This window comes from Anabaena sp. UHCC 0399 (genome assembly GCF_034931465.1).
Classification (GTDB): Bacteria; Cyanobacteriota; Cyanobacteriia; order Cyanobacteriales; family Nostocaceae; genus Trichormus; species Trichormus minutissimus.
Genome location: NZ_JAYGGZ010000027.1, coordinates 44,076 through 67,112 on the forward strand (window position 1 = coordinate 44,076; position 23,037 = coordinate 67,112).

Consider the following 23,037-nt stretch of genomic DNA (forward strand, 5'->3'; position numbering starts at 1 on the left):
CATTGTATTTTTCTCCTCCTGCTCCCCCTGCTTCCCCTGCTCCCCCTGCTTTCTTTTCCCCATTCCCCAATCTTTACAAAACTTCCTCATTTAAAGCTTTTTGAGCAATGCGGGTGACATAGATGGTGACAGCCACCGTGGCGATAAAACCCACAATCCGAATTGCCCATTGTGCTGTGGGGTTTGTGGGTTGACCTTCAGTCCCAATCATAGCGAGGTTTCCAGCTAGAGAGCCAATGTAAACGTACATAATAGTTCCGGGGATCATACCAACAGAGCCAATAAAGTAATCTGGGAGTGAAACCCCTGTAATTCCAAAGGCGTAATTTAATAGATTAAAAGGAAATATAGGGGAAAGTCTGGTTAAAAGCACAATTTTTAAGCCTTCTTTACCCACAGCCCGGTCAATGGCGGCAAACTTTTGATTATCAGCGATTTTTTGGGCAACCCAACCCCTCGCTAAATAACGTCCCACTAAAAAAGCCGCTGTCGCCCCTAGGGTTGCACCGATGAAAACATATATTGAACCCCAAACGACACCAAACACTACACCAGCACCCAAGGTGAGGATTGAGCCGGGTAGAAAAGCAACAGTCGCAATAATATATAGTGCAATAAAAGCGATCGCTCCTACTGTTCCCAAACTATCAATCCACTGCAAAGCATTGCGTAAAATAGTTTGGGGATGCCAAGAACTGGGGTTATCTATGGTTTGCGCCGCCGCTAAATCGGAGTTGACGAGGAAAGCGATCGCTACTGTCAGCAATGTTAAACTGAATAACTTAACAGTCTTGTGATTAAATATATTTTTCATAACTTGATTTCTCATAAATTCCTGACTTTTACCTCTTAACTCCCGTCTCCTGCATCGACAACCATACTTTTATTTAAAGCCTTTTGAGCAATTTTTGTGACATATATAGTGACACCAATAGTTGCAATTAAACCGAGAATTTGCATTGATAACTTCAGCATTTGCGTTTCTGGCGTGACTGGTTGATGAGTCATATCCAGCATTGCCAAATCACCAGCTAAAGAACCAATGTAAACATACATCATAGTTCCTGGTAAAATCCCAAAAGAGCCTAAAATATAATCTTTCAGAGAGATTTGCGTCACTCCAAAAGCATAATTCAATAAATTGAAAGGAAACACAGGAGACAGACGCGTTAACAGGACAATTTTCCAACCTTCTTGCGCTACAGCTTGATCAATAGCTTTGAATTTAGGATATTTTGCTAGTTGTTTGCAAACCCAATCTCGTGATAAATAGCGTCCGATGAGAAAAGCCAGAGTTGCGCCCAGAATTGCGGCAATTAACACATAAATCGAACCCCAAACAACGCCAAATAAACAACCAGCTTTCAACGTTAGCAGCGAACCGGGGATAAATAATAAAGTGGCTAAATTGTAAATAATTATATAGGCGATTGCCCCCCAAACTCCCAGACTATTCACCCAAGTGACTAATGTGTCTAAAATTATTGGGAAATTAAATTGTCTTGCAGCGATTATTAATATAACTACCAAACAACTTAACAGCAGGAGTTTAAGTTTGCCATTGAATCGCATTTGATACTTGGGAATCATGGGATTACCTGAGTTTTTAACGTTCCTGTCAACCACTTACGGATGATTTTTGTAAAAACAGCCGAAAATCTCAACATTCCTGAATTTTTGACAGTTCTCATCCCTACCTCCCCATAGAATATGCCACTTAGATGAGAAACAGCTTAAAAAAGGATAAATCCTGAAGCAAATTCTCCGCACACCTCTGCGTATACCTCTGCGATACTTTGCGTTTAAACTTCCGCCCTCAATTCACAAAACATCACAAATTACTTAAAACCCCGACGATACAACTTACGGAGTCGCTCTGGTGCTACACCTAATAAATAGCCAATCACCACAATTTGATTAATTAGAGTAGTTTTCAATAAACCCTTTTGCAACCATCTCCGGGATGAAGTAATAACTGGCACAGATAAAATAAATATTTTACCGATACGTTGCAAACGCCGGATGAGTTCAAAATCTTCCATAATAGGCATTTCAGGAAAGCAGCCAATTTCTTGAAATACAGATTTAGTCATAAAAATTGCCTGATCACCGTAGGGCATTTGCCAAAAATGCGATCGCCATTTTACCCCCCATTCCACCAATCTTAAAGCAAAAACTGGTGCATCTATCTGCAAAGTAAATGCACCAGCAACCACCCCAGGCTGTTGCAGTGCTGTCCGAATCATCTCGTCAAAACCCATTGGTAAACGCGTATCTGCATGGAGAAACAGCAAAATTTCCCCACTAGCCACAGCCGCGCCTAGATTCATTTGCGCAGCACGGCCAGGAATAGATGAGATTACTTTTACACCGAGGGCATTAGCTATAGCTACAGTGTCATCTTCAGAGACTGCATCTACAACTATTATTTCTATATTTTTACTAGATTGAGTAGTGAAAATAGCTTGTTTAATATTCGCTGCTTCATTGAGCGTGGGAATAATGATAGAAATTTTAGTATTGTTAATATTTTGACCCATGAATAGTTACCCTTCCAAGGTAAATCATAAAATATCTGCTTTTCTCTGTGTGCTTCTGTGGCTTATAAATCATTTATATAACCACGGAGACACAGGTGACACAGAGATAAAAGATTAAAAAGGGATTTTTTGACGAAAATTTTTACAGGTGACAGATGAAAGCTATTAGAGAATATTGTTTGTGTCTTGGCAATAAAAAGATGATGCCGACGGCGGTAAAAGTAGCTTTGGTTGTTGGTTCTATATTATTTACGATTAATCATGGTGCAGCACTAATCAAAGGTCAAATGACTGGCGATCGCTGGATTGCTGCAAGTTTAACTTACATAGTACCTTACTTAGTGAATATTCACGGTCAATACATTAGTCGTTACAAATAAGAAAATTCACTATACATAATCATGCTACTTTTCCTTCAAGTCCTTGTATGCTTCATTTTAGTGATTCTAACAGGTGCAAAACTGTCACAAAGTGCCGATATTTTTGCAGAGAAAAGCGGACTAGGCCGGACTTGGGTTGGTACAATCCTGCTAGCAGGCGTGACATCCTTACCCGAATTAGCCACAGGGATAAGTGCCATTGTCATTTTTAATTCCCCCGATTTGGCTGTAGGTGGTATTTTGGGGAGTTGTTTGTTTAATTTGCTGATTTTAGCACTACTGGATATTTTTACAGGCCCCGATCCTTTACTCAAGCAAGCACAAATTAGTCACGGATTAGCAGCTAGTCTCGGCTGTGTGATGCTGGGTATAGCTGCTGCTGGAATGTTTTTAGCAAAAACCGAAATTAATCTAACTTTAGGATGGGTTGGTATTCCGAGCGTTTTACTCATTTTGCTTTATTTCGTTAGTGCTAGAGCCATTTCTCAATTTGAATCTAGACGACGTATGGAAGTGCTAGAGGAAGAAGAGGAGATGTTTCAATACGAACACATCACCACCCAGCAAGCCTATCGACAGTTCACTTTATTTGCAACTGCAATTGTAGTTTTAGGTATATGGCTGGCATTTTTAGGTGATCGAGTTGCTGAGGTGACTGGCTTAGAGAAGAGTTTCATCGGTGCGATTTTGTTAGCAACAGCAACATCTTTACCGGAAATTGCTGCATCTATCGCAGCTATTCGATTGGATGCCGTTGATTTGGCAGTTTCTAACGTTTTTGGTTCTAATTTGTTTAACTTGGCGATTTTGGGTATTTACGATTTCGCCTATTTGCCGGGTAGTTTGTGGTTAACGATGAGTCCGGTACATATTTTCACAGCTATTGTCGCAATGGTTATGACCTCAGTGGCGATCGCAGGCTTAATTTACCATGCCGTCAGTCGCTCCCGAATGTACATCACCTTAGATGGACTAACGATCATCTTTCTCTACATTGGCGGAATGTATGTTGTTTACCGTAATTTATCGTAAATTACGAATTACGAACAGCTTGCTCAAACTCAACCACAGCATCATATTGGTCAGGCATAGCGATATAATGTAGCAACAAAGCAGGGTCTAAATCTGGAAAAAACCCACTTCTGTCTACTTCCTGATACTCACCACTCTCAGTCAGACGAAATATCTTTATAGTATGAGATTTCCAAAACCAAACTTCAGGTACTTTTTTGGGTTTAAATAACTCTTTCCTGTCAATAGTGCCACTGGTAACAATAACTTCAATCACAATGTCAGGAACTTCTCTTTCTTTACCGATGCTATAAGACTCATCTGGTGTACCAGAAGCGTACCCTTGTTCTTCCAGAGTGAAGCCACCACGTCTATAAAACCTGATACCCAATACTCTCATATAAGCTTCTAGCAGCAAGCCAACGGTACTTTTCACTTTTTCATGTTTATCTCCTATTGGGGACATGATCTCTAAAACTCCTGACAAATATGACAGTCGGACACTGCGATTGCCCAACAAATGTGACTCAATACCTTTGAACTGTTCCCAAGAAACATCCTTGAGAGTTACCAATTTTTCTTCTGTGGGCTGGTCTACAAGTGGGATGCTCATAACAACACTGCCTTAACAAGAATAATCATATGCTCACTCAATTTTAGTATTTAACAGAAGTTACCAGTGATAGAGACTAATATTTTTCCTCAAAACTCATTACTCATGACTCAGCACTCAGCACTCATGACTCAGCACTCCTCACTCCTCACTCATGACTCAGCACTGGTAAGCTGTTTTATCTAGGCCTTTTTTTCAACTTGACTATGGCAACTATTAACGACAACTACCTAAAACTCAAAGCTGGTTACTTGTTCCCGGAAATTGCGCGGCGGGTAAATGCCTTTGCCGAAGCTCATCCTGATGCTAAGATTATTCGTTTGGGAATTGGGGATGTCACCGAACCATTACCAGAAGCTTGCCGAACTGCAATGATTCAAGCTGTGGAAGAAATGGGCGATCGCTCCACTTTCAAAGGCTATGGCCCAGAACAAGGGTATGCTTGGTTAAGGGAAAAGATTGCGGCTCAAGATTTCCAAGCACGGGGTTGTGAAATTGATGCCTCAGAAATTTTTATCTCGGACGGTTCTAAGTGCGACTCAGGTAATATCCTTGATATCTTTGGTGATAACAATATTATTGCTGTTACTGACCCAGTTTATCCCGTATATGTAGACACAAACGTCATGGCGGGACATACTGGAACTGCCAACGAACAAGGGGAGTTTGAGGGTTTAGTTTACCTCCCTGTCACCGCCGAAAACAACTTCACAGCAGAAATTCCTACCCAAAAAGTCGATTTAATTTACCTCTGTTTCCCCAATAACCCCACAGGTGCAACCGCCACTAAAGAACACCTCCAGGCGTGGGTAGACTATGCCAAAGCTAATAACTCGATTATTTTCTTTGATGCAGCTTACGAAGCATATATTACAGATCCAGCCCTGCCTCATTCTATATATGAAATTCCCGGCGCGAGAGATTGTGCCATTGAATTTCGTTCTTTTTCCAAAAATGCCGGCTTTACTGGAACTCGTTGCGCCTTGACTGTTGTACCCAAAACCTTGACAGGTAAGGCCGCCGATGGTTCTGATGTTGAACTATGGAAACTGTGGAATCGTCGTCAGTCTACCAAATTTAACGGTGTATCCTACATTGTGCAACGAGGTGCGGAAGCCGTCTACTCTGAAGCTGGACAAGCACAAATTAAAGCATTAGTGAGTTTTTATCTAGAAAACGCCAAAATTATCCGCGAAAAACTCACCGCCGCCGGACTAGATGTATATGGTGGAGTAAACGCGCCTTACGTGTGGGTAAAAACTCCCAATGGTCTTTCTAGCTGGGATTTCTTTGATAAATTGCTGAATACCTGCAATGTTGTTGGTACACCTGGTTCTGGTTTTGGTGCTGCGGGTGAAGGCTACTTCCGCATTTCTGCATTTAACAGCCGCGAAAATGTAGAAGAAGCAATGCAGCGTATTATTAGTAACTTTACATCATAGCTTCTCCGTTGTAGCCAGATTGTTGTAGGGTGGGCAATGCTATAAAACACCGATTTTTACCTTGCTGGCATTGCCCAGCTTACCGTTATTAAGAATGGTGCAAAATATAAATACCTTCCCAGCAAATTATCAAACTAGGAATTACAAAAATGATTATTGACAAACAACCAATACAAGTAATTGGAGGTGGACTAGCTGGGACAGAGGCTGCATGGCAAATAGCCCAAGCTGGAGTGCCTGTAATTTTACATGAGATGCGCCCTAAACGCTTCAGCCCTGCCCATCATACAGAAGATTTGGCAGAGTTAGTATGTAGTAATTCCTTTGGGGCAATGGCAAGCGATCGCGCGGCGGGTTTGCTGCATGAAGAATTACGTCAACTAGGTTCTGTTGTTATATCCAAAGCCGATGAACACGCTGTTCCGGCTGGGGGTGCGCTGGCTGTAGATAGAGGACAATTTGGGCAAGATTTAACCCAAACGTTAGCCAGTCATCCTTTAATTGAGTTCCGGCGAGGGGAAGTCCCAGCCATCCCTGAAGGAATAGTGGTTTTAGCCACTGGCCCCTTAACCAGTCCCGACTTAACAGAGGACTTGCACCGCTTCACCGGGATGGAATATATGAGTTTCTTTGATGCGGCTAGTCCCATCATTGTAGGAGAGTCCATCAACCGCGATATTGCCTTTATGGCATCGCGCTATGACAAAGGTGAAGCCGCCTATCTGAACTGTCCCATGAACAAGGAGCAATATCTGCGGTTTTGGGAAGCACTGCGTCAAGCTGAACAAACAGAACTCAAGGACTTTGAGAGGGAAACCGCGAAATTTTTTGAAGCCTGTCTCCCCATTGAAGAACAAGCACAACGGGGAGAGGACACGATGCGTTACGGCCCTTTAAAACCAGTAGGATTGTCTGATAGTCGCACCGGGGAACGTCCCTATGCAGTGGTGCAGTTACGACAAGAAGATAAAGCCGGTCAGTTGTGGAATATGGTAGGCTTCCAAACAAATCTGCGTTGGGGTGAACAGAAGCGAGTCTTCCAAATGATTCCCGGTTTGGAGAAGGCGGAATTTGTGCGGTTGGGAGTCATGCACCGCAACACCTTTATTAATGCACCCCAGTTAATGCTACCGACTTTGCAATTTAAACAGCGTCCGACATTGTTGGCGGCTGGACAGTTGATTGGGACTGAAGGTTATACAGCAGCAGCAGCCGGGGGTTGTTTGGCGGGAATTAATGCTGCACGGTTAGCTTTGGGTAAAGAACCAATGATGCTTCCCAATACAACCATGATGGGGGCATTATTTGATTTTATCAGTTCCGCCTCACCTAAACATTTCCAACCGATGCCGCCAAATTTTGGGATTTTCCCCGATTTAGGGGTGAAAATCAAAAACAAACAGGAACGATACGGACGTTACCGCGATCGCTCCTTGGCTGATTTGGCTAGTTGGAAAGCTAATTTGTAAGAGTTATTAGCCTTGAGAGTTTTCATTCCTATTGACCCCAAATCAATAGTACGTACAATTATACGTAAAGATAATTGATAACGCATAACCTATGAATCTGGGGAATTTGGGAAATATTTACTCAGATGAGCTAATTACAGCCACTGAATTGAATCGTCAACCTGGACGAGTTCTAGACAAAGCTTTAGAACGTCCAGTAACAATTACTCGTAATGATCAGTCTTTTGCGTTGTTGCGTCGGGAAGAAGTAAATTCTCTAGTTAAGACAGCAACACAGAGCAAAGCTGTTTTTGAAGGATTAACCGTGGCTTTTTCCCTATTATTGGGTAAAGAAATCGGTTTTGAGCATCCTTATCGATGGCTGAGTGTATTTGAACAAGATGAGCTGCAAGACTTTATCAAAGAACTCAGTGAGGCTTTTCGGTTAATAGATTCCTCAACTACAGCATGGGAGATGATTGACGCGATTATTCATGAATGGTACGAGAGTGCGATCGCGATCGCTAGTCCTGAACTTGCAGCAGCGTTTAGTGCTGAGACAGATGAAGTACAGTTAACCAAGCCATCTGCTGAGAATGTTGTGTGAATCAGAGTATGTCAGACAATCCAGCAGAAAATGCCAAAGTGGAGAATGTAGAGCCACCAGAAGTTGAATTGACGGCTTCTGCATTATCTGAGATAGAAAGCACTTGGTTAGTGGTAGCTAAAAATCGTCGAGTCAATCGAGACTGGGAAGCTTTAATGCAGCGTCATCCAGAAAACACACGTCGATGTTATGAGGATTTATGTACCGCACCAACCACTAGACAGCCTGGCCGTGTTTTCCCTTTAAAGGGCAAACTTTATCAAGGTGCATGGGAATATGAAGTGACAAAAGGGGACAGAGTGTTTTACGTTCCTAATCAAGAACAGTTAAAAATCGTTGTTTATTACGCAGGAAAACATCCAAATTCTGCACCTAAACCGTAAATTATCCAGATCACAGACAGTTTGCTGTTAGATGTTCTTCAGTTTTGGGAACAATGTTATCTATGCTTGCAATCCCTTGGCTGAACATAACGGCATGAAAACGCCATTGATTCGACACTGGAAATTGTGCTGGTGTTTGCTGATAATTTGCTGGATTTTGGTTTGGCTACCAGTATCTGCAACACCTCCAACAGTTAACAACCTCCGACAACAACAGCAACAAATTGATCAAGAACGCCAGAATGTGATTCAGGAACGCGATCGCCTGACTAATTTACAACAGGCGGCGCAAAATCACCTGACTGGGATAGCCAAGAACTTGCAAACTACCAACAGCCAAATTCAAGAGAGTGAGGCGCGATTACAAGCTGCTACTCAACGCCTCCAGCAACTAGAAGCTGATTTATATGTGGCGGAACGTGCATATGGAGAACGCCAATTAGCAACCATAGCTAGGTTAAGGTATCTCCAGCGATCGCCAATCAGTCAAGGATGGGCAGTATTATTACAAAGCCGTGATATCAGCGACTTTATCAGCCGTCGCTATCAATTAAAGTTAGTGTATCAGGCTGACCAACAAATTTTGGCGAAGCTCGAAACTCAAGCCACACTGATTAATCAACAAAAAACCCAATTAGAAGAACAAAAGAACGAAGTTGCTTTAATTAGAGAGCAATTATTATCACAAAAAGCTGATTACCAAGCTCAAGCAGAGTCACAGTCAGAATTAGTTCAAAGGCTAAATAGCGATCGCCTAGCTTTAGAAGCCGCACAAAACCAACTAGAAAGAGATTCCCAAAATTTAGAAACCCTGATTCAACAAAAGGTAGCAGAAGCCAGAGCCAGGGAGGAGGCGCAAGCTAAAGCCAATAACCGCAAAAACGTTTTTATTGGCGGTACTGGATTATTTGCCCTTCCTAGCAATGCACGTACAAGCAGTTCCTTTGGCTGGCGTGTACATCCCATTCTCGGTTATCGCCGCTTTCATGCTGGGTTAGATTTTGCTGCTAGCTACGGAAGTACCATTCGCGCCGCCGATTCCGGGACGGTGATTTTTGCTGGTTGGTATGGCGGTTATGGTAAAGCAGTAATTATCGATCACGGCAGAGGTATTACTACACTATACGGACACAGTAGTGAATTATATGTGACAGAAAGACAAACAGTGCAAAGAGGTCAGGCGATCGCGGCTGTCGGTTCTACTGGTTTATCTACCGGGCCACACCTGCATTTTGAAGTCCGCCGCAATGGTACACCAGTCAACCCAGCCGATTATCTGTAATACCAAATGTTTGATATCGTGATATATTAGTCAATAACGAGGGCGCGTAGCTCAGTGGATAGAGCAACAGATTCCGGTTCTGTGGGTCGGGGGTTCAAATCCCTCCGCGCTCGTTTTTTGTAAAGAATAAGTACAAAACAGAAGGTTGGTCTTATCTCACATACCTAATCTTACCCCTAAAACCATTACTAGGGGGAACTGGTTGATTTAGATAAAGTTATTACATTTGATATTTACATCAAATATATCCGATAAACTTATCAAGCGTTAGAAGATAACCATATTAGCTAATTAATCCCGCTATATTCGCCTGTAATACCTCTGTTTTAGCTTTTAGGTAATAATTGTCATATTAGCCTTGTATCGTCTGTTATACGGCATTTCCTAACTAAGTATTTTTATGTATAAATACTGGTTGCAAACTAAACATACATAGCTACACTGTATTCACTAATTTCAGTTAGCTCTTATGTTTATAAGATATTTTTGTCTAGCTTTACTATTATTTGGATGTAGTACCGCCAGTAACTTTGATAGTGCATTATCAGAGAGATTAAAACACTTTGATAATCAACAAAAAAGTATATTTAATGAACTATATACATATAGTAGTGCTGCTAAAGAAGCTCAAGAATACTGCAATAAACGTACCAGTGGAAAAACAGAAGAAGATATTGCTAAAGAAGATGTAGAATGGCAAATTAATTTAGTTTCTGAAAAAAAAGTAACACCTGATGAATCTGCTGACTTATTAGCAATAAGAGTAGCTTTACAAATTCTTGCACTAGATTTCTATTGCCCTCAATATAAAAATAAGCCATTGCAGCCACTTAAAGAGAGAATAAAATAGGATAATTAACTTATTTGTAATAAGTATTATTATAATCCCAGTATAATATATCCTGTGAGTTGTAAGAGTATAAATTGCAGTATTAACTATAAATAAACTGTAATATCGCACATATCAATTAAGTAAGTTTAATAAGTTATATTATTAGCTGGGAAAGATTAGTCTTAATATATACACCCTACTATTTAATTAAAATAGAGTGAAATGGCTATTCTGATTGTTCTATGTTTAATATTATTATTTTCTGTATTTATTACACTTGGCATTATAGGCATGGTAATAAATTTTATACAATACCTTAGTCAACAAACAATCTCTTCAATATTTATAAAAATGTTGAATGCTATTTGGATTTGTGTACCATTATTAATTACATTAATAGTTTTCGCCACTTTTGTATCAATATGTTCTGGATACACCTTTCTAATTGAACATAATCAGATCACTAATCCACTCAATTTAATTAGAGAGATACTAACAGAAAATGGTAGTATTAAAAGTTTGATTAATAATCTGATAATAAAAACAATCATAATTGGGCTAATTTTTTATAGATTAAATTTTTATACAAGAAAAATCAAAACTAAATTGGTTTTTATATTCATGGCTTTATATTGTTACTTATCTATACCATTTGACCTTGTTTATGAATATAAAATAATTCCAGAACAAGTAAAACTAGAACAGAAAGCAAAGCAGGAAGAGGCAATAAGAGAAGCAGAAGCAGCATTTGTTAGAACAAATTTACAACCCATATACGATAGGTTGTACAATACAGGAAAAGGAAATACGTTTATTAGTTTACCTACAAAACAAGGTTGTATTGATAAGACGTATGAACGAACAAAAGCATCTTGTGGAGAAGCTACTTTTTTGTGCCAAAATATATCAAGGCTAGAAGATACCAAAGATATTAGATACAACTGTAAAAAAAATGGATGGTAAAGAAATATAATTATCAATCCAAAAACAGTTATTTGATGAGAGATAGTAGACATATTGTCAATACTCACATTCAGTACGGATAGAGAATGTGTTATTGGCTTATACTGCCAGTATCTTACATATTGTAACTTGCGAAAATATTAATCAAGGTACTGAACATACTGCAAGTAGATTGATTACTTGCAGTATATTCATTCGAGTTAGAAGTTAGTTTTCTGGGTGATAATTTGCAAAATCTCTAGCCAACTTTCCACCGTCTGATTTTTTGTCTTCTCCGAAAGAACAGTAGTTAGCCTGTGGGTCTACTATTTCGTTAAATGCACACAAAAGGTCATATATTGTCTTTGAATTGCCCCAATTTCTACCAAATACTTGATAAATCCAATCAAGTATTTCTGCACTTGAATAAATTTCTTCAAGATCAATCTCATAGCCTTGAGCTTCATTATTCAACGTAAGATTTTCTGAATTAAAAACCCAATCACCCCAATTCATAGAGTAACTCTCCATTGATGTTATTTTATCTATAAAACTTGACCAACACGACCTAGCTATCTTTTAAAAAGATAAATTTCCCTATCTTGCGGTAAGGGATAACTAGGATGGTTCTACAAACTTGGTTAGGTACTATTTAATTTTCAAGGTTCAGTGAGGTTATTATCCCTCATTCTGCTATTGTAAACGCAAAAAATCTGTTTTTGTTTAATTTTCAAGGAATCATCCATTGTTTTTATTTATCATTCTCTCCAGCATATTTCTATTTTAACAATTTAAATTTATGCCAGCATTGATTTATCACAGTTAATGTAATAAGCTAACTATCGTCTGACTATTATTAATATTCTAATAGCATCAATATCTTACTGTATTTAATAAAGATAAGCGAGTTTAATTAGTTTATGCTACTTATATAGCTCACTGTTAATGTAATTATCTTTTTTTGAAATTAATGTAATTAATCAATATGCAATTACTTTTACTCAAGTAGATACAACTATATTAGTTCACTTAATTGTATTTACCTTTTTCTAATTGAATTAACTTAATCTAATATAATTACAGTAGCTATTATCTTAGAAAAAGAGATAGTTATTGTTGGTTCTATCCCTTGTTACTGTATGTATGGTATGTGGTGTATGGTCAACGGTCTTAGTGGCAGTAAGATAATGTAGTTTGTAACTGGGGTACTGATTGTACCTAACGTACTTGCATAACGTTACTTATCTCAACTTCTGAAACGTTGTAGATAGCAGCTAGTAACTTAATTGACTTATCATCGAGAAGCCAGGAAACAAAACTCAGGGAAGATTTGCGGGTAAGGGCGAATTATTTGGCGGGAAAATGTATTGAACCTTTACTAAAACGCTTTATTCGCGCCGCATCGGATGAAACCAAGAGTGATGCTCAATGGTTGGAAGCTTTGGTGATGATTGTCGCAGATAAACCGGCGGAATCATGGACTGATGATGATGCAACAGCGTTTGAGATGAAATTAGCCGATTTGGTGCGACGGTTTAAGAATCTGGAAGCATTGCAAAAGGAAGTCGCCGCCAAGGGGGAAGGTTTTGAAGCGCGACGCATTACTATGACTCGTCCCGATGGTGAGGAAATCCATCGCATGGTATGGGTAGATCATGGGAGAGAGTCACAGGTTGAGAAGATTGTTGATAAGATTTTGGCAGAATTACCCGATGAACAGCAGTTACGCCAAGCAATTTTAGCAAGGTTGAGTGAACGCATTTTAAATGCTGATTTACCAGAGATGGTGACGCAGATTGGGGATAAGGGGAATGATGAAATAGCGGGGAAAAATGCCGGTTAATAGAAGCATTATGATGAGGAAAGAGAACCTAACAACAGCAGTTATTGCGTCAGTTCCAGAGTTACCCGATTGTATGGTGGAAGTTGAAAATCGTGATATGGCTTACGCATCTTTACAGGAGCAAGTTCAGGCTAAACTGGCAAATAATCCCTGGATAGACTTTATTGGGATGTTTGAAGGAGATGAAGAGTTTGCAGAACTAGCGCAGAAACTGCGTGATGAGCGTAAGTTAGATATAAATAGTACCGTATGAGCAGCTAAGAGTGTCAATGGATAGCTAAAAGTTGGGATAATTTTTCTGACTCTATCTTTAATTCGGTTATCAAACCCCAAAGTGCCTGATAAATTTTATACTTCAATTCTGCATTTAATTGATTTACTGCCATCATTGATAAGCTAATCTTCATTCATTTTTTCAGACTGATTCGCTTGTAGTAAGGGCTACCCTACGGGAACGCTGCGCGAACAGCCCTGGTTTTATGCAACTTAAATGCTGGTTAGCTTACCAAGTCTTAAAGAATTATTGCAGATATATTTGGAAATAATCGTCAAATAATTTACGAGCAATCTTTTTGAGATATCTCATCAAGATAGTTTTTCGTGTAATTACGTATTCTAATTGCAAATAAAATTACCTCATACATAAATGTAAGTTTTAGCGATGGCTACGCCCACCGCAGGCATCGCACCTTTTTCACCCAACCTCACAAAATCGCGTTGCTCCCGTAGCTGATCGCTAATAATATAAGAAGACACTTTACATTTCTTAAATATTAGCTTAACTAGAACTATGGCCAGAGATTTACGGGGATTCATTAAAATTTTAGAAGAAAAAGGGCAATTACGGCGTATTTCTACATTGGTTGACCCAGATTTAGAAATAGCAGAGATTTCCAACCGGATGCTGCAAAAAGGTGGCCCTGGTTTGTTATTTGAAAACGTCAAGGGTTCATCCTTCCCGGTGGCGGTGAATTTGATGGGAACTGTAGAGAGGATATGCTGGGCAATGAATATGCAGCATCCCCAAGAGTTGGAAACTCTGGGTAAAAAGCTGAGTATGCTGCAACAACCAAAGCCGCCGAAAAAGATTTCTCAGGCGATAGATTTTGGGAAAGTGCTGTTTGATGTGGTGAAAGCCAAACCAGGTAGAGATTTTTTCCCGGCTTGTCAGCAGGTGGTAATTCAAGGAGATGATTTAGATTTAAACAAGTTACCCTTGATACGTCCCTACCCTGGTGATGCTGGCAAAATTATTACTCTGGGATTAGTGATTACTAGGGATTGTGAGACAGGTACGCCAAATGTGGGTGTGTATCGCTTGCAACTGCAATCTAAAAATACGATGACAGTCCACTGGTTATCTGTGCGGGGAGGGGCGAGACATTTACGGAAAGCTGCCGAAAATGGTAAAAAATTAGAAATAGCGATCGCACTTGGTGTAGATCCTTTAATTATTATGGCAGCAGCTACCCCTATCCCTGTAGATTTATCAGAATGGTTGTTTGCGGGACTGTATGGCGGTTCGGGTGTGCAGTTAGCGAAGTGTAAAACCGTAGATTTAGAAGTTCCCGCAGATTCAGAATTTGTCTTAGAAGGGACAATTACACCAGGGGAAATTTTACCCGATGGCCCCTTTGGCGACCATATGGGTTATTACGGCGGCGTGGAGGATTCGCCATTGATTCGCTTTCAGTGTATGACACACCGCAAAGACCCAGTTTATTTAACTACATTTAGCGGTCGTCCCCCCAAAGAAGAAGCAATGATGGCGATCGCACTCAATCGGATCTATACTCCTATATTGCGCCAACAAGTCTCAGAAATCGTTGATTTTTTCCTCCCAATGGAAGCTTTGAGTTACAAAGCCGCAATTATTTCCATTGATAAAGCATACCCCGGACAAGCACGGCGGGCAGCTTTGGCGTTTTGGAGTGCATTACCCCAATTTACTTACACTAAATTTGTGATTGTCGTCGATAAAAACATTAATATTCGTGACCCGCGTCAAGTAGTATGGGCAATTAGTTCTAAAGTTGACCCCACACGAGATGTCTTTATTTTACCAAATACCCCCTTTGACACTTTAGATTTTGCGAGTGAAAAAATTGGTTTAGGTGGACGCATGGGTATTGATGCAACTACCAAAATTCCGCCAGAAACAGACCATGAATGGGGCGCACCTTTAGAATCTGACTCAGATATAGCTGCGATGGTAGAAAGACGATGGTCTGAGTATGGTTTGGGAGATTTGCAACTAGGTGAAGTTGACCCGAATTTGTTTGGTTACGATATGAAGTAAGACTCCAGAATTCAAAATGCAAAATGAACCAAACCTAATTTTGCATTTTGAAATGACAGGGAGTTAATTCAAAATCAATTACTTGAGTGCGTAATCAGGCTGATATTCTACTAACTCAATTTCATTACCATCTGGGTCAGTGACATAAATTCTATGTTTAGTTTCCGGTGCTGACATTGTGTAATATTCAATGTCTTCCTTGTCTAGTAATTTTTGCATAGCTTCCCCATCTTTAATCACAAAGCCAACGTGATTAATCCCAATATTTTCATAGATGTGATGGACACGCTTTTGTTCTGGACAGTTATTGAGGGCTAAATAGAATTGATAATTGCCAAAATGTATCCAGCGATCGCCTTCATTTGATATCCCCTCAGCACGCACATACCAATCAGGAAATAGTGTTTGGTAAAACTTTTTAGTTGTATCAATATCTTGACAGGCAACATTAATATGTTCAAAGCGAGTAAAATTCATAATTTGCTCCTTTGCAGTTACATAAAAACCATTTTTCAAAGGCACAATAAATCGTGTCTTATCCCAAAGAAATATCCAAAAACATCATCACTACAAAACCCAACATCACACCGATAGTTCCTTCTTTTTCTAAGCCTTTACGATGAGATTCCGGGATGATTTCATCACTAATTACAAATAACATCGCCCCAGCTGCAAAAGCCATTGCCCAAGGTAAAACAAAATTAGCTACACTCACCACACCTGCACCAATCAAACCGCCAATTGGTTCTACTAAACCCGTCAGTAAAGTAATCCACAAAGCATAACCTGCGGAATATTTCTCAGCTACTAAAGATAAGGCAACTACTAAACCTTCAGGAATATTTTGTAAGCCAATTCCTAACGCGATGGGAATCCCATCAGTAATATTATTATTACCAAAATTCACTCCTACTGCTAAACCTTCGGGGAAGTTGTGAATAGTAATAGCCGCAATAAATAACCAAATTCGCTTCAGTTCATTACCGCGACAGTTTTCTTTTCCCTTAAAAAAATGTTCATGGGGTAAAAACCGATGGGCTAGTTGCAGAAATAGTCCTCCTAGCAGCATACCTGCAACAATAATTAAAGCGGCACTGGCTTGAGATTGACCTTGAGCAATTGCAGCCTCTGTTCCAGGTAATATTAATGAAAATGATGTCGCTGCTAACATCACTCCTCCACCAAACCCCAGCATTATCCCCTGCACTCGCTGTGTGAGATTAATTGGTAGTAAAACAGGTAACGCACCGACTACTGTGGCTAATCCTGCACCTAAGCTGGCTAATGCACCGATTACAAGGTTATCCATAGCTGGGGTTGTTTGTTCAATTTACTAAACTAATCATAGTCGAAATGACTATGAGTTGCAAGTAGTTCAGATAAAAAATCGCAGACATTGAGGCTGCGATATTAGTGGACTAATTTTGTAGTCAGGGTTTTGTCCCTGAAGCACCTAATTACCAAATAAATGGAATCAAGCGAGAGGTAGCTTGTTGGTACTCAGCATAATCTGCATATTTAGCAGTATTCTGCATATGTTGACCGACTCGATATTTTCAGTAAGCTTATTCTGATACTCGCCGATTAACTAGGGTAGCACTAGCTTGGTCTACGGGCATAAGTATGACCTCACTAATATTGACATGAGGCGATCGCGTCGTACAGAATAAAACCACATCAGCCACATCATCGGGTGTTAGTGGTGTAACTCCCTGATAAACTTTTTTGGCGCGTTCCGTATCACCATGAAAACGCACATCACTAAATTCCGTTTCCACCATACCAGGATCAACGGAAGTTACACGAATGGGAGTACCTAAGAGGTCTTGTTTTAAACCTTCAGAAATCGCCTTCACTGCCGCTTTAGTAGAACAGTAGACATTACCACCGGGATAAGTTTGATGTCCCGCAATTGAACCAATATTGACCACATGACCGCGATCGCGATTTACCATCCCCGGAACAACATAACGGGTAAGATATAGCAAACCCTTGATATTGGTATCAATCATTTCTTCCCAGTCTTGATAGTCGCCTTCATGCAGCTTATCTAAACCGCGACTCAAGCCAGCATTATTAATCAGAATATCTATATCTGACCAAGCGGGGAGGAGGCTAGATATAGCAGATTCTACAGCAGAGCGATCGCGCACATCTAACTGTATTAAATGAACCTGTGCAGACGTTACATTTAACGTCTCTACAAGTTGCTGTAACTTATCTAACCGCCGCGCCGCTAAAATTAGTTTTGCACCCGCATCAGCAAAAACTTTGGCGCAAGCAGCACCGATACCGCTACTTGCACCAGTAATTAAAACAATCTGATTTTTGAGAAAAACCATTGTAATTCGTAATTCGTAATTCGTAATGAGGACTGGGGACTGGGTACTAGAATTAGTATTTGTTACTTATTACTTATTACTCAGCACTCAGCACGGGCTAAACGCCCCGCTACCGCTAACAGCACTCAGCACTCCCCACTTACTTCCTAACAACTTGCAGACGCTGAGTAACTATTGTCATCCCACTACCACGAAGAATCACAGCAGAAATCCAGCGATTACCGGGGGTAGAAGGGGCGCGTCCGATTTTGAATAGACCACCAGAATTGAGTGGCTTTAAATCTACACTGGTGGGGTTGAGATACTTCGAGGCTTGAATTGGTTCTTCTAGTGCTGTTCCCAACAGTAAATCATCACCCAAGGGTTCTTGGACGATCGCATCAAAATTGTACTGCTGACCGACTTTAACTTGTTGTGGTAATTTCACATCTATTTGGGGTGGCTTGCTACCAGAAGTCAGTAACGTACGTTCTGATAAAATATCTTGACGTATAATTTTCCCGCCTGTGATGCGTTGACGAGATTTAATGGTGGTATTCAGTGCCAAATTATTGCTGTTTGCTGAGGGTAAACTGGTTATATTAGTTACTGTTTCCGCAATGATGCTGTTACCTTCAGACTTCCAAGATTGTAGTTGTGTGCTGTAGCGCAAATTTGGGTGGCGTTTCCAGAATGTGACCAACGCTTTCTCCATTGTTTGACGGTTTAATCCGTCTCCGTGGGCAAAATTAGGACTGTAGTATTGCAAAACTCCTTTGACATCGCCTTTACTAGCGGCTGCATCAATTTGCGTTAACAGATTTTTAACTGGGGTGGGTGCGTTTTGGACGTTATTACTCTGGGCGATTTCCACAGCTTGCGCGGGTTGTCTATGAACTAAACCAAGCGAGAATACAGACAAAACCAACGCAATACCTGTGGACAGATTGATTTGGCGTTTTAGTAACAATAAAATAGTTTTGGTCATGGGTAAGACTTTACTGATTGGAGTAGAGAAGGTCAGGAAATTGTTTTATCTTAGTGAAGCTAGGAGCTAAACAGTAGAGTTTGAATGACAAACACACCCATAAAATTACTAATAGCTGCCAGTGGGACTGGTGGACACTTGTTTCCAGCGATCGCATTGGCAGGAAAACTACCAGAATATCAGATTGAATGGCTAGGTGTCCCCAATCGGCTAGAAACCCAGCTTGTCCCGCAACAGTATCCTTTGCATACTATTGCAGTTGAAGGGTTTCAGCAAGGGTTGAGCATTGCTTCTTTACTAACATTGGGTAAACTCATTAGTGCAGTTTTCCAGGTGCGGCGACTCTTGAAGCAAGGTAATTTTCAAGGAGTGTTTACCACCGGGGGTTATATTGCGGGGCCAGCAGTAATTGCGGCGCGTTCTTTGGGTTTACCTGTAGTTTTTCACGAATCAAACGCTTTACCCGGTAAGGTAACTCGTTTTTTTGGCCCTTGGTGTACTGTCGTCGCCTTGGGATTTGACGTGGCGAGTCAGTATTTACCCCGTGCTAAGAATGTCTGCGTGGGTACTCCCGTCCGTTCTCAGTTTTTAGATGCAGGTAGTTCAAAATTAGATTTAGCTATTCCTGAAAATGTTCCCTTAATTGTCGTATTTGGTGGTAGTCAAGGCGCAGTGGCGATAAATAAGTTGGTGCGAGAGTCCGCGTCAGCTTGGTTTGATGCTGGTGCTTATGTAGTGCATTTAACAGGCACTCTCGATCCTGATGCCGGGAGTTTACAGCATCCCCAGTATATAGAATTACCTTTTTATGATAATATGGCGGCACTGTTGCAACGAGCTAGTTTAGCCATTAGTCGTTCCGGCGCGGGTAGCTTAACAGAATTAGCTGTGTGTGGTACGCCGGCAATTTTAATTCCCTATCCCTTTGCAGCCGAAGACCATCAATCTTATAATGCTGCGGTCTTTACTCAACCGGGTGCAGCTTTAACTTTTAAACAATCAGAGTTAACCGCAGAGTTATTACAAACTCAAGTTTTACATTTATTGCGATCGCCAGATGAGTTAACCAAAATGGCGGAGAATGCGAAGGCGATCGCAGTTCCTGATAGTGCTGATAAGTTAGCCTCTTTAGTGCGGGAAGTGGTGGAAAGTTAATTAATTTCCCATTCAACCAGCATCTGGATCAATACCTAATTCCCGTAATTTAGCAGCGAGTGCGGCTTGACGCTGACGTTCAATTTCTAATTGGGCGATCGCATCATCAGCCCGTTGACGTTCTTGTTCTGCACGCTGACGTTCTTGTTCTGCACGCTGGCGTTCTTGTTCTGCACGCTGGCGTTCTTGTTCTGCTTGTTCGGAACTCCACAGCAACAGGTTATCCTTTGCATCCCACCAACGCAACCAATTTATATTTAACCCTAAGCGATTTCCCTGCCAAATTCCCAAAAATAAATCCAACTCAGGAATCCAAAAGCGTCCTAATTCTGATGGTGTCTGTAAAGTATACTGACCATTTTCCAGACGGTGAACTTCTAAAGTGACCTCATAAGGATTAAAAATCACATAGACGGGAACTTGTAAGATTTTTTCATAAAAGTAGAGTTTCCCGTAAGGAAAGGTGGGACGAATGGAATATTCTGTGTTGTCGCTGTCCGAAAGAAATTCCATCACCACAGCTACCGGTTCACCTTCGGTGTTAGGTGTATAGCTGCGACGAATTACCCCTGTACCCACAGGTAAAACACGCGGTACATATAACCAATCTGGTGCTTTAACGACGGTTTTTTGATTAATATTGGCGACAAGACCAAAATTAGATGCAACTAGCATTTCTGGTTGAATGCGATTAGCTGCATCTAAAGCATCTGTTAACGCAGCTGCAAGAGAAGGCTGTTGAATATTTTCCACTGGATCGTCGGGAAGAATAAAGTCGTCGGGGAGTTTTTCCCAAGTCACTACAGGCGTTTGGCGTTGGGGTGCTGCTAAAACCATGATGATAATAAAATTATCGCTGGTGTTTTTATCAAAGCTAATTGTTAATATTTTACATTGCTTTTCAGGTGCATGAACTAACAACACTATGCAGAATTAATTACCCATTATGACCTGCGATTTTGGCGTAATTGAATACGTTCAATACCGTAAAAGATAATAAAAATCACCAATAACAATTGCCCAAATTGTAGAATCGGATCGAGCCGCCATCCCTGAAAAATGAGAATAAAACCACATAATAATCCCACGGCTGCAAAAAAGATATCTTCATCTCTTGAGATTTCTGGACGCACGACACGCAAAAAATAAAGTGCTAACCCCGCGATCGCTAGAAAAATTCCTAGAATAGTGGCTGAGTTCGTACCAAAATTTACCTGAGCTAAAATTGGGACTAAGTTGAACATCTTAAGCATAGTTGAAGATGATATATTTCAATTTTTATCTAATCCTACGTTGGCGAATAGCATCTATTACAAAAAATGTAGCTGTCCCAACTAATAGAAGTTGCCCAAACTGTAAAATAGGGTCTAGTCGCCATCCTAGAAATATCAAGATCCCACCGCAAATCCAACCAAATTGAGCCAACAGAATATCATGATAACGGGCAAGGTGTGGTTTAAATAAGGCTAAAGAACACAGTAATGCTCCACCAAAATATACAAAAATCCCAAGAATAAATGCAGAGTTAGTCCCGAAATTAACTTGAGCAATTAAATTTGGGATACTAAATATTGATTGATACATATGAATAAAATAATAAAACCAGTAAATTATTTAAAAAGATTTAACAAAATTACTATTAATCCTATAATGATGGGAGCAATAAAAGGAATTAATCCAATCATAGCTACATTTTTTATTGATTTATAAGAGGTAGGATTAAGTTGCCCAGTGTTAGCTTTTGATTGATATGTATTTACATTATTAATATTTTGTTTGGGAATGTATCCTAAATTGAGAGGTTGAGTTGGCGGTACAGGATTAGCTAATAGCTGAATATCCTGAAATACCTCACCTACTGATTGATAGCGATCTTTGCGATAGTCGTAGCGTACCATTTTATTCAGAATAGCAGCTACGCGATCGCTCACTTGGGCGTAGTTTTGCCACAGAACTTCTCCTGTGTTTGGGTCTTCCTGTAATTGGGTCGGATAACATCCTGTCAGTGCTTGAATCCCAATCATCCCTAGCGCGTAAATATCACTATTCGGGCGTGGTTTACCTTGTCCCTGTTCCGCCGGCATATAACCAGGAGTACCAATAGCTACAGTAGCAGTTATTTGGCTTTGATTAGTAGCTAGTGGCGATCGCACTTGCTTCACAGCACCAAAATCAATCAGCACTAACTTGTCGTCTTTAACTCGTCTAATTAAATTATCAGGTTTAATATCTCGATGGATCACACCGTAGCTATGTACAAAATCTAAAATACCTAAAACATCTTGTAGCATTTCTACAACTTGGCTTTCACTCCAGCGTTGACCAGGAAGCATTTCCGCACTGAGTGGCCGCCCTTCTATAAAATCTTGTACTAAGTAAAATTCTTCATCCTCTTCAAAGTAAGCCAAAGGTCGAGGAATCTGGTTATGGTCGCCCAACTTTTCTAAAGTTTCCGCCTCGCTGTAAAATAAGCGTCTAGCAATTTTGAGGTAGTTAGGATCGTCACTGGCAGGTTTCAGGTGCTTGACAACACATCTGGGATTACCAATGCGCCGTGTATCTTCAGCAATATAGGTTTCTCCAAATCCCCCTGCACTGAGAACTTGGATAATTCGGTAACGCCCATCTAGTAACTTGTCTAACATGACATCGGTAGTCTGAATGTCTACTACATCATTTTGACAGTAGTCGCGTGGTATGCCAATTGTGCGATCGCACCTGCTAATTCTACCCCCGTTGGGCTTTGAGTTATCCAATGTAGATGATTATTTATCTGCTTGGGTGTAATGGAAAATTATGATCAAGTCATCACATCCCTGCTACCAAGTATATATATTGACGCTGATATCAGTACAAGTTAGATTAAGAAGTGTGAGTATTTAAGTAGACAAAATTTCCTTTTAACAACAAGGTTAAAGGCGATAAATAAGACAAATATCGTATCTAGCCTT

25 protein-coding genes, 1 tRNA gene and 1 pseudogene are annotated in these 23,037 nt (G+C 40.4%); 14 read left to right on the forward strand and 13 right to left on the reverse strand.

Going from position 1 to position 23,037, the window contains the following annotated elements; translation table 11 throughout:
• Positions 1 to 73: 73 nt before the first annotated feature.
• The 3 genes from VB693_RS15750 to VB693_RS15760 all read right to left on the reverse strand — a co-directional run bounded on the left by VB693_RS15750 (position 74) and on the right by VB693_RS15760 (position 2,540).
• Positions 74 to 814 carry a TVP38/TMEM64 family protein gene (locus tag VB693_RS15750; RefSeq protein ID WP_416233395.1) on the reverse strand — a complete coding sequence of 247 codons (741 nt, stop codon included), beginning with the start codon at positions 812 to 814 and terminating at the stop codon, positions 74 to 76.
• 35 nt (positions 815 to 849) lie between these two features.
• Entirely contained in the window at positions 850 to 1,590 is a 741-nt protein-coding gene (locus tag VB693_RS15755) for a TVP38/TMEM64 family protein (protein ID WP_323267083.1), read from the reverse strand.
• Positions 1,591 to 1,838: 248 nt separating this feature from the next.
• Positions 1,839 to 2,540, reverse strand: a complete 702-nt coding sequence (locus VB693_RS15760) for a TIGR04283 family arsenosugar biosynthesis glycosyltransferase (protein ID WP_323267084.1) — start codon at positions 2,538 to 2,540, stop codon at positions 1,839 to 1,841.
• Between the two features lie 155 nt (positions 2,541 to 2,695).
• Here VB693_RS15760 and nrtS point away from each other — a divergent pair, with 155 nt between their 5' ends.
• On the forward strand, positions 2,696 to 2,920 hold the full coding sequence (nrtS, locus tag VB693_RS15765; RefSeq protein WP_323267085.1) for a nitrate/nitrite transporter NrtS: 225 nt from the start codon (positions 2,696 to 2,698) through the stop codon (positions 2,918 to 2,920).
• A gap of 21 nt (positions 2,921 to 2,941) precedes the next feature.
• A complete protein-coding gene (locus VB693_RS15770; protein WP_323267086.1) occupies positions 2,942 to 3,952 on the forward strand; it encodes a sodium:calcium antiporter in 1,011 nt (336 codons plus the stop codon).
• Position 3,953: 1 nt separating this feature from the next.
• On the opposite strand, the gene VB693_RS15775 is transcribed toward VB693_RS15770, so the two are convergent.
• Positions 3,954 to 4,544: a Uma2 family endonuclease gene (locus VB693_RS15775; protein ID WP_323267087.1), complete on the reverse strand. Its 591-nt coding sequence runs from the start codon at positions 4,542 to 4,544 to the stop codon at positions 3,954 to 3,956.
• Between the two features lie 206 nt (positions 4,545 to 4,750).
• Here VB693_RS15775 and VB693_RS15780 point away from each other — a divergent pair, with 206 nt between their 5' ends.
• The 8 genes from VB693_RS15780 to VB693_RS15815 all read left to right on the forward strand — a co-directional run bounded on the left by VB693_RS15780 (position 4,751) and on the right by VB693_RS15815 (position 11,501).
• Entirely contained in the window at positions 4,751 to 5,986 is a 1,236-nt protein-coding gene (locus tag VB693_RS15780) for an LL-diaminopimelate aminotransferase (protein ID WP_323267088.1), read from the forward strand.
• Between the two features lie 155 nt (positions 5,987 to 6,141).
• On the forward strand, positions 6,142 to 7,455 hold the full coding sequence (gene trmFO, locus VB693_RS15785) for an FADH(2)-oxidizing methylenetetrahydrofolate--tRNA-(uracil(54)-C(5))-methyltransferase TrmFO (protein ID WP_323267121.1): 1,314 nt from the start codon (positions 6,142 to 6,144) through the stop codon (positions 7,453 to 7,455).
• 91 nt (positions 7,456 to 7,546) lie between these two features.
• On the forward strand, positions 7,547 to 8,041 hold the full coding sequence (locus VB693_RS15790) for a hypothetical protein (protein WP_323267089.1): 495 nt from the start codon (positions 7,547 to 7,549) through the stop codon (positions 8,039 to 8,041).
• An 8-nt stretch (positions 8,042 to 8,049) separates the two neighbouring features.
• Complete coding sequence (locus tag VB693_RS15795; protein ID WP_237990036.1) at positions 8,050 to 8,424, forward strand: hypothetical protein; 375 nt, start codon at positions 8,050 to 8,052, stop codon at positions 8,422 to 8,424.
• Between the two features lie 94 nt (positions 8,425 to 8,518).
• The gene (locus VB693_RS15800) at positions 8,519 to 9,706 is read left to right on the forward strand and encodes a murein hydrolase activator EnvC family protein (RefSeq protein WP_323267122.1); all 1,188 of its coding nucleotides are present in this window, start codon (positions 8,519 to 8,521) and stop codon (positions 9,704 to 9,706) included.
• Positions 9,707 to 9,746: 40 nt separating this feature from the next.
• A tRNA-Arg gene (locus VB693_RS15805) sits at positions 9,747 to 9,819 on the forward strand.
• A 356-nt stretch (positions 9,820 to 10,175) separates the two neighbouring features.
• Positions 10,176 to 10,556: a hypothetical protein gene (locus VB693_RS15810; RefSeq protein ID WP_323267090.1), complete on the forward strand. Its 381-nt coding sequence runs from the start codon at positions 10,176 to 10,178 to the stop codon at positions 10,554 to 10,556.
• Between the two features lie 204 nt (positions 10,557 to 10,760).
• Complete coding sequence (locus VB693_RS15815) at positions 10,761 to 11,501, forward strand: hypothetical protein (RefSeq protein ID WP_323267091.1); 741 nt, start codon at positions 10,761 to 10,763, stop codon at positions 11,499 to 11,501.
• Between the two features lie 207 nt (positions 11,502 to 11,708).
• On the opposite strand, the gene VB693_RS15820 is transcribed toward VB693_RS15815, so the two are convergent.
• Positions 11,709 to 11,996: a hypothetical protein gene (locus tag VB693_RS15820; protein WP_323267092.1), complete on the reverse strand. Its 288-nt coding sequence runs from the start codon at positions 11,994 to 11,996 to the stop codon at positions 11,709 to 11,711.
• A gap of 835 nt (positions 11,997 to 12,831) precedes the next feature.
• On the opposite strand from VB693_RS15820, the gene VB693_RS15825 reads away from it, so the two are divergent.
• The 3 genes from VB693_RS15825 (at position 12,832) to VB693_RS15835 (ending at position 15,622) form a co-directional block, all read left to right on the forward strand.
• On the forward strand, positions 12,832 to 13,323 hold the full coding sequence (locus VB693_RS15825) for a hypothetical protein (RefSeq protein ID WP_323267093.1): 492 nt from the start codon (positions 12,832 to 12,834) through the stop codon (positions 13,321 to 13,323).
• Positions 13,324 to 13,333: 10 nt separating this feature from the next.
• On the forward strand, positions 13,334 to 13,576 hold the full coding sequence (locus VB693_RS15830; protein ID WP_242039361.1) for a hypothetical protein: 243 nt from the start codon (positions 13,334 to 13,336) through the stop codon (positions 13,574 to 13,576).
• A 537-nt stretch (positions 13,577 to 14,113) separates the two neighbouring features.
• On the forward strand, positions 14,114 to 15,622 hold the full coding sequence (locus VB693_RS15835) for a UbiD family decarboxylase (RefSeq protein WP_323267094.1): 1,509 nt from the start codon (positions 14,114 to 14,116) through the stop codon (positions 15,620 to 15,622).
• Between the two features lie 78 nt (positions 15,623 to 15,700).
• Here VB693_RS15835 and VB693_RS15840 read toward each other — a convergent pair whose 3' ends face one another.
• The 4 genes from VB693_RS15840 to VB693_RS15855 all read right to left on the reverse strand — a co-directional run bounded on the left by VB693_RS15840 (position 15,701) and on the right by VB693_RS15855 (position 18,931).
• Positions 15,701 to 16,099, reverse strand: coding sequence for a VOC family protein (locus VB693_RS15840; RefSeq protein WP_323267095.1), 399 nt, complete (start codon positions 16,097 to 16,099; stop codon positions 15,701 to 15,703).
• 58 nt (positions 16,100 to 16,157) lie between these two features.
• Positions 16,158 to 16,931 (reverse strand): ZIP family metal transporter, encoded by a 774-nt coding sequence (locus VB693_RS15845; RefSeq protein WP_323267096.1) that lies wholly within the window; start codon positions 16,929 to 16,931, stop codon positions 16,158 to 16,160.
• A 256-nt stretch (positions 16,932 to 17,187) separates the two neighbouring features.
• Complete coding sequence (locus tag VB693_RS15850; RefSeq protein ID WP_323267097.1) at positions 17,188 to 17,964, reverse strand: SDR family oxidoreductase; 777 nt, start codon at positions 17,962 to 17,964, stop codon at positions 17,188 to 17,190.
• Between the two features lie 139 nt (positions 17,965 to 18,103).
• Positions 18,104 to 18,931, reverse strand: a complete 828-nt coding sequence (locus tag VB693_RS15855) for a nuclear transport factor 2 family protein (RefSeq protein ID WP_323267098.1) — start codon at positions 18,929 to 18,931, stop codon at positions 18,104 to 18,106.
• A gap of 84 nt (positions 18,932 to 19,015) precedes the next feature.
• Here VB693_RS15855 and murG point away from each other — a divergent pair, with 84 nt between their 5' ends.
• Entirely contained in the window at positions 19,016 to 20,086 is a 1,071-nt protein-coding gene (gene murG / locus VB693_RS15860) for an undecaprenyldiphospho-muramoylpentapeptide beta-N-acetylglucosaminyltransferase (protein ID WP_323267099.1), read from the forward strand.
• Between the two features lie 12 nt (positions 20,087 to 20,098).
• Here the strand turns inward: murG and VB693_RS15865 are convergent, their stop codons facing one another.
• From VB693_RS15865 to VB693_RS15880, 4 genes and pseudogenes are all read right to left on the reverse strand, one after another.
• Positions 20,099 to 20,923, reverse strand: a complete 825-nt coding sequence (locus VB693_RS15865; RefSeq protein ID WP_323267123.1) for a DUF874 family protein — start codon at positions 20,921 to 20,923, stop codon at positions 20,099 to 20,101.
• A 125-nt stretch (positions 20,924 to 21,048) separates the two neighbouring features.
• Positions 21,049 to 21,339 (reverse strand): annotated as a pseudogene (locus VB693_RS15870) (Ycf66 family protein); the annotation flags it as partial.
• Positions 21,340 to 21,364: 25 nt separating this feature from the next.
• Positions 21,365 to 21,670 carry a Ycf66 family protein gene (locus tag VB693_RS15875; RefSeq protein WP_323267100.1) on the reverse strand — a complete coding sequence of 102 codons (306 nt, stop codon included), beginning with the start codon at positions 21,668 to 21,670 and terminating at the stop codon, positions 21,365 to 21,367.
• A gap of 26 nt (positions 21,671 to 21,696) precedes the next feature.
• Positions 21,697 to 22,842 (reverse strand): protein kinase domain-containing protein, encoded by a 1,146-nt coding sequence (locus tag VB693_RS15880; RefSeq protein ID WP_416233396.1) that lies wholly within the window; start codon positions 22,840 to 22,842, stop codon positions 21,697 to 21,699.
• Positions 22,843 to 23,037 lie beyond the last annotated feature (195 nt).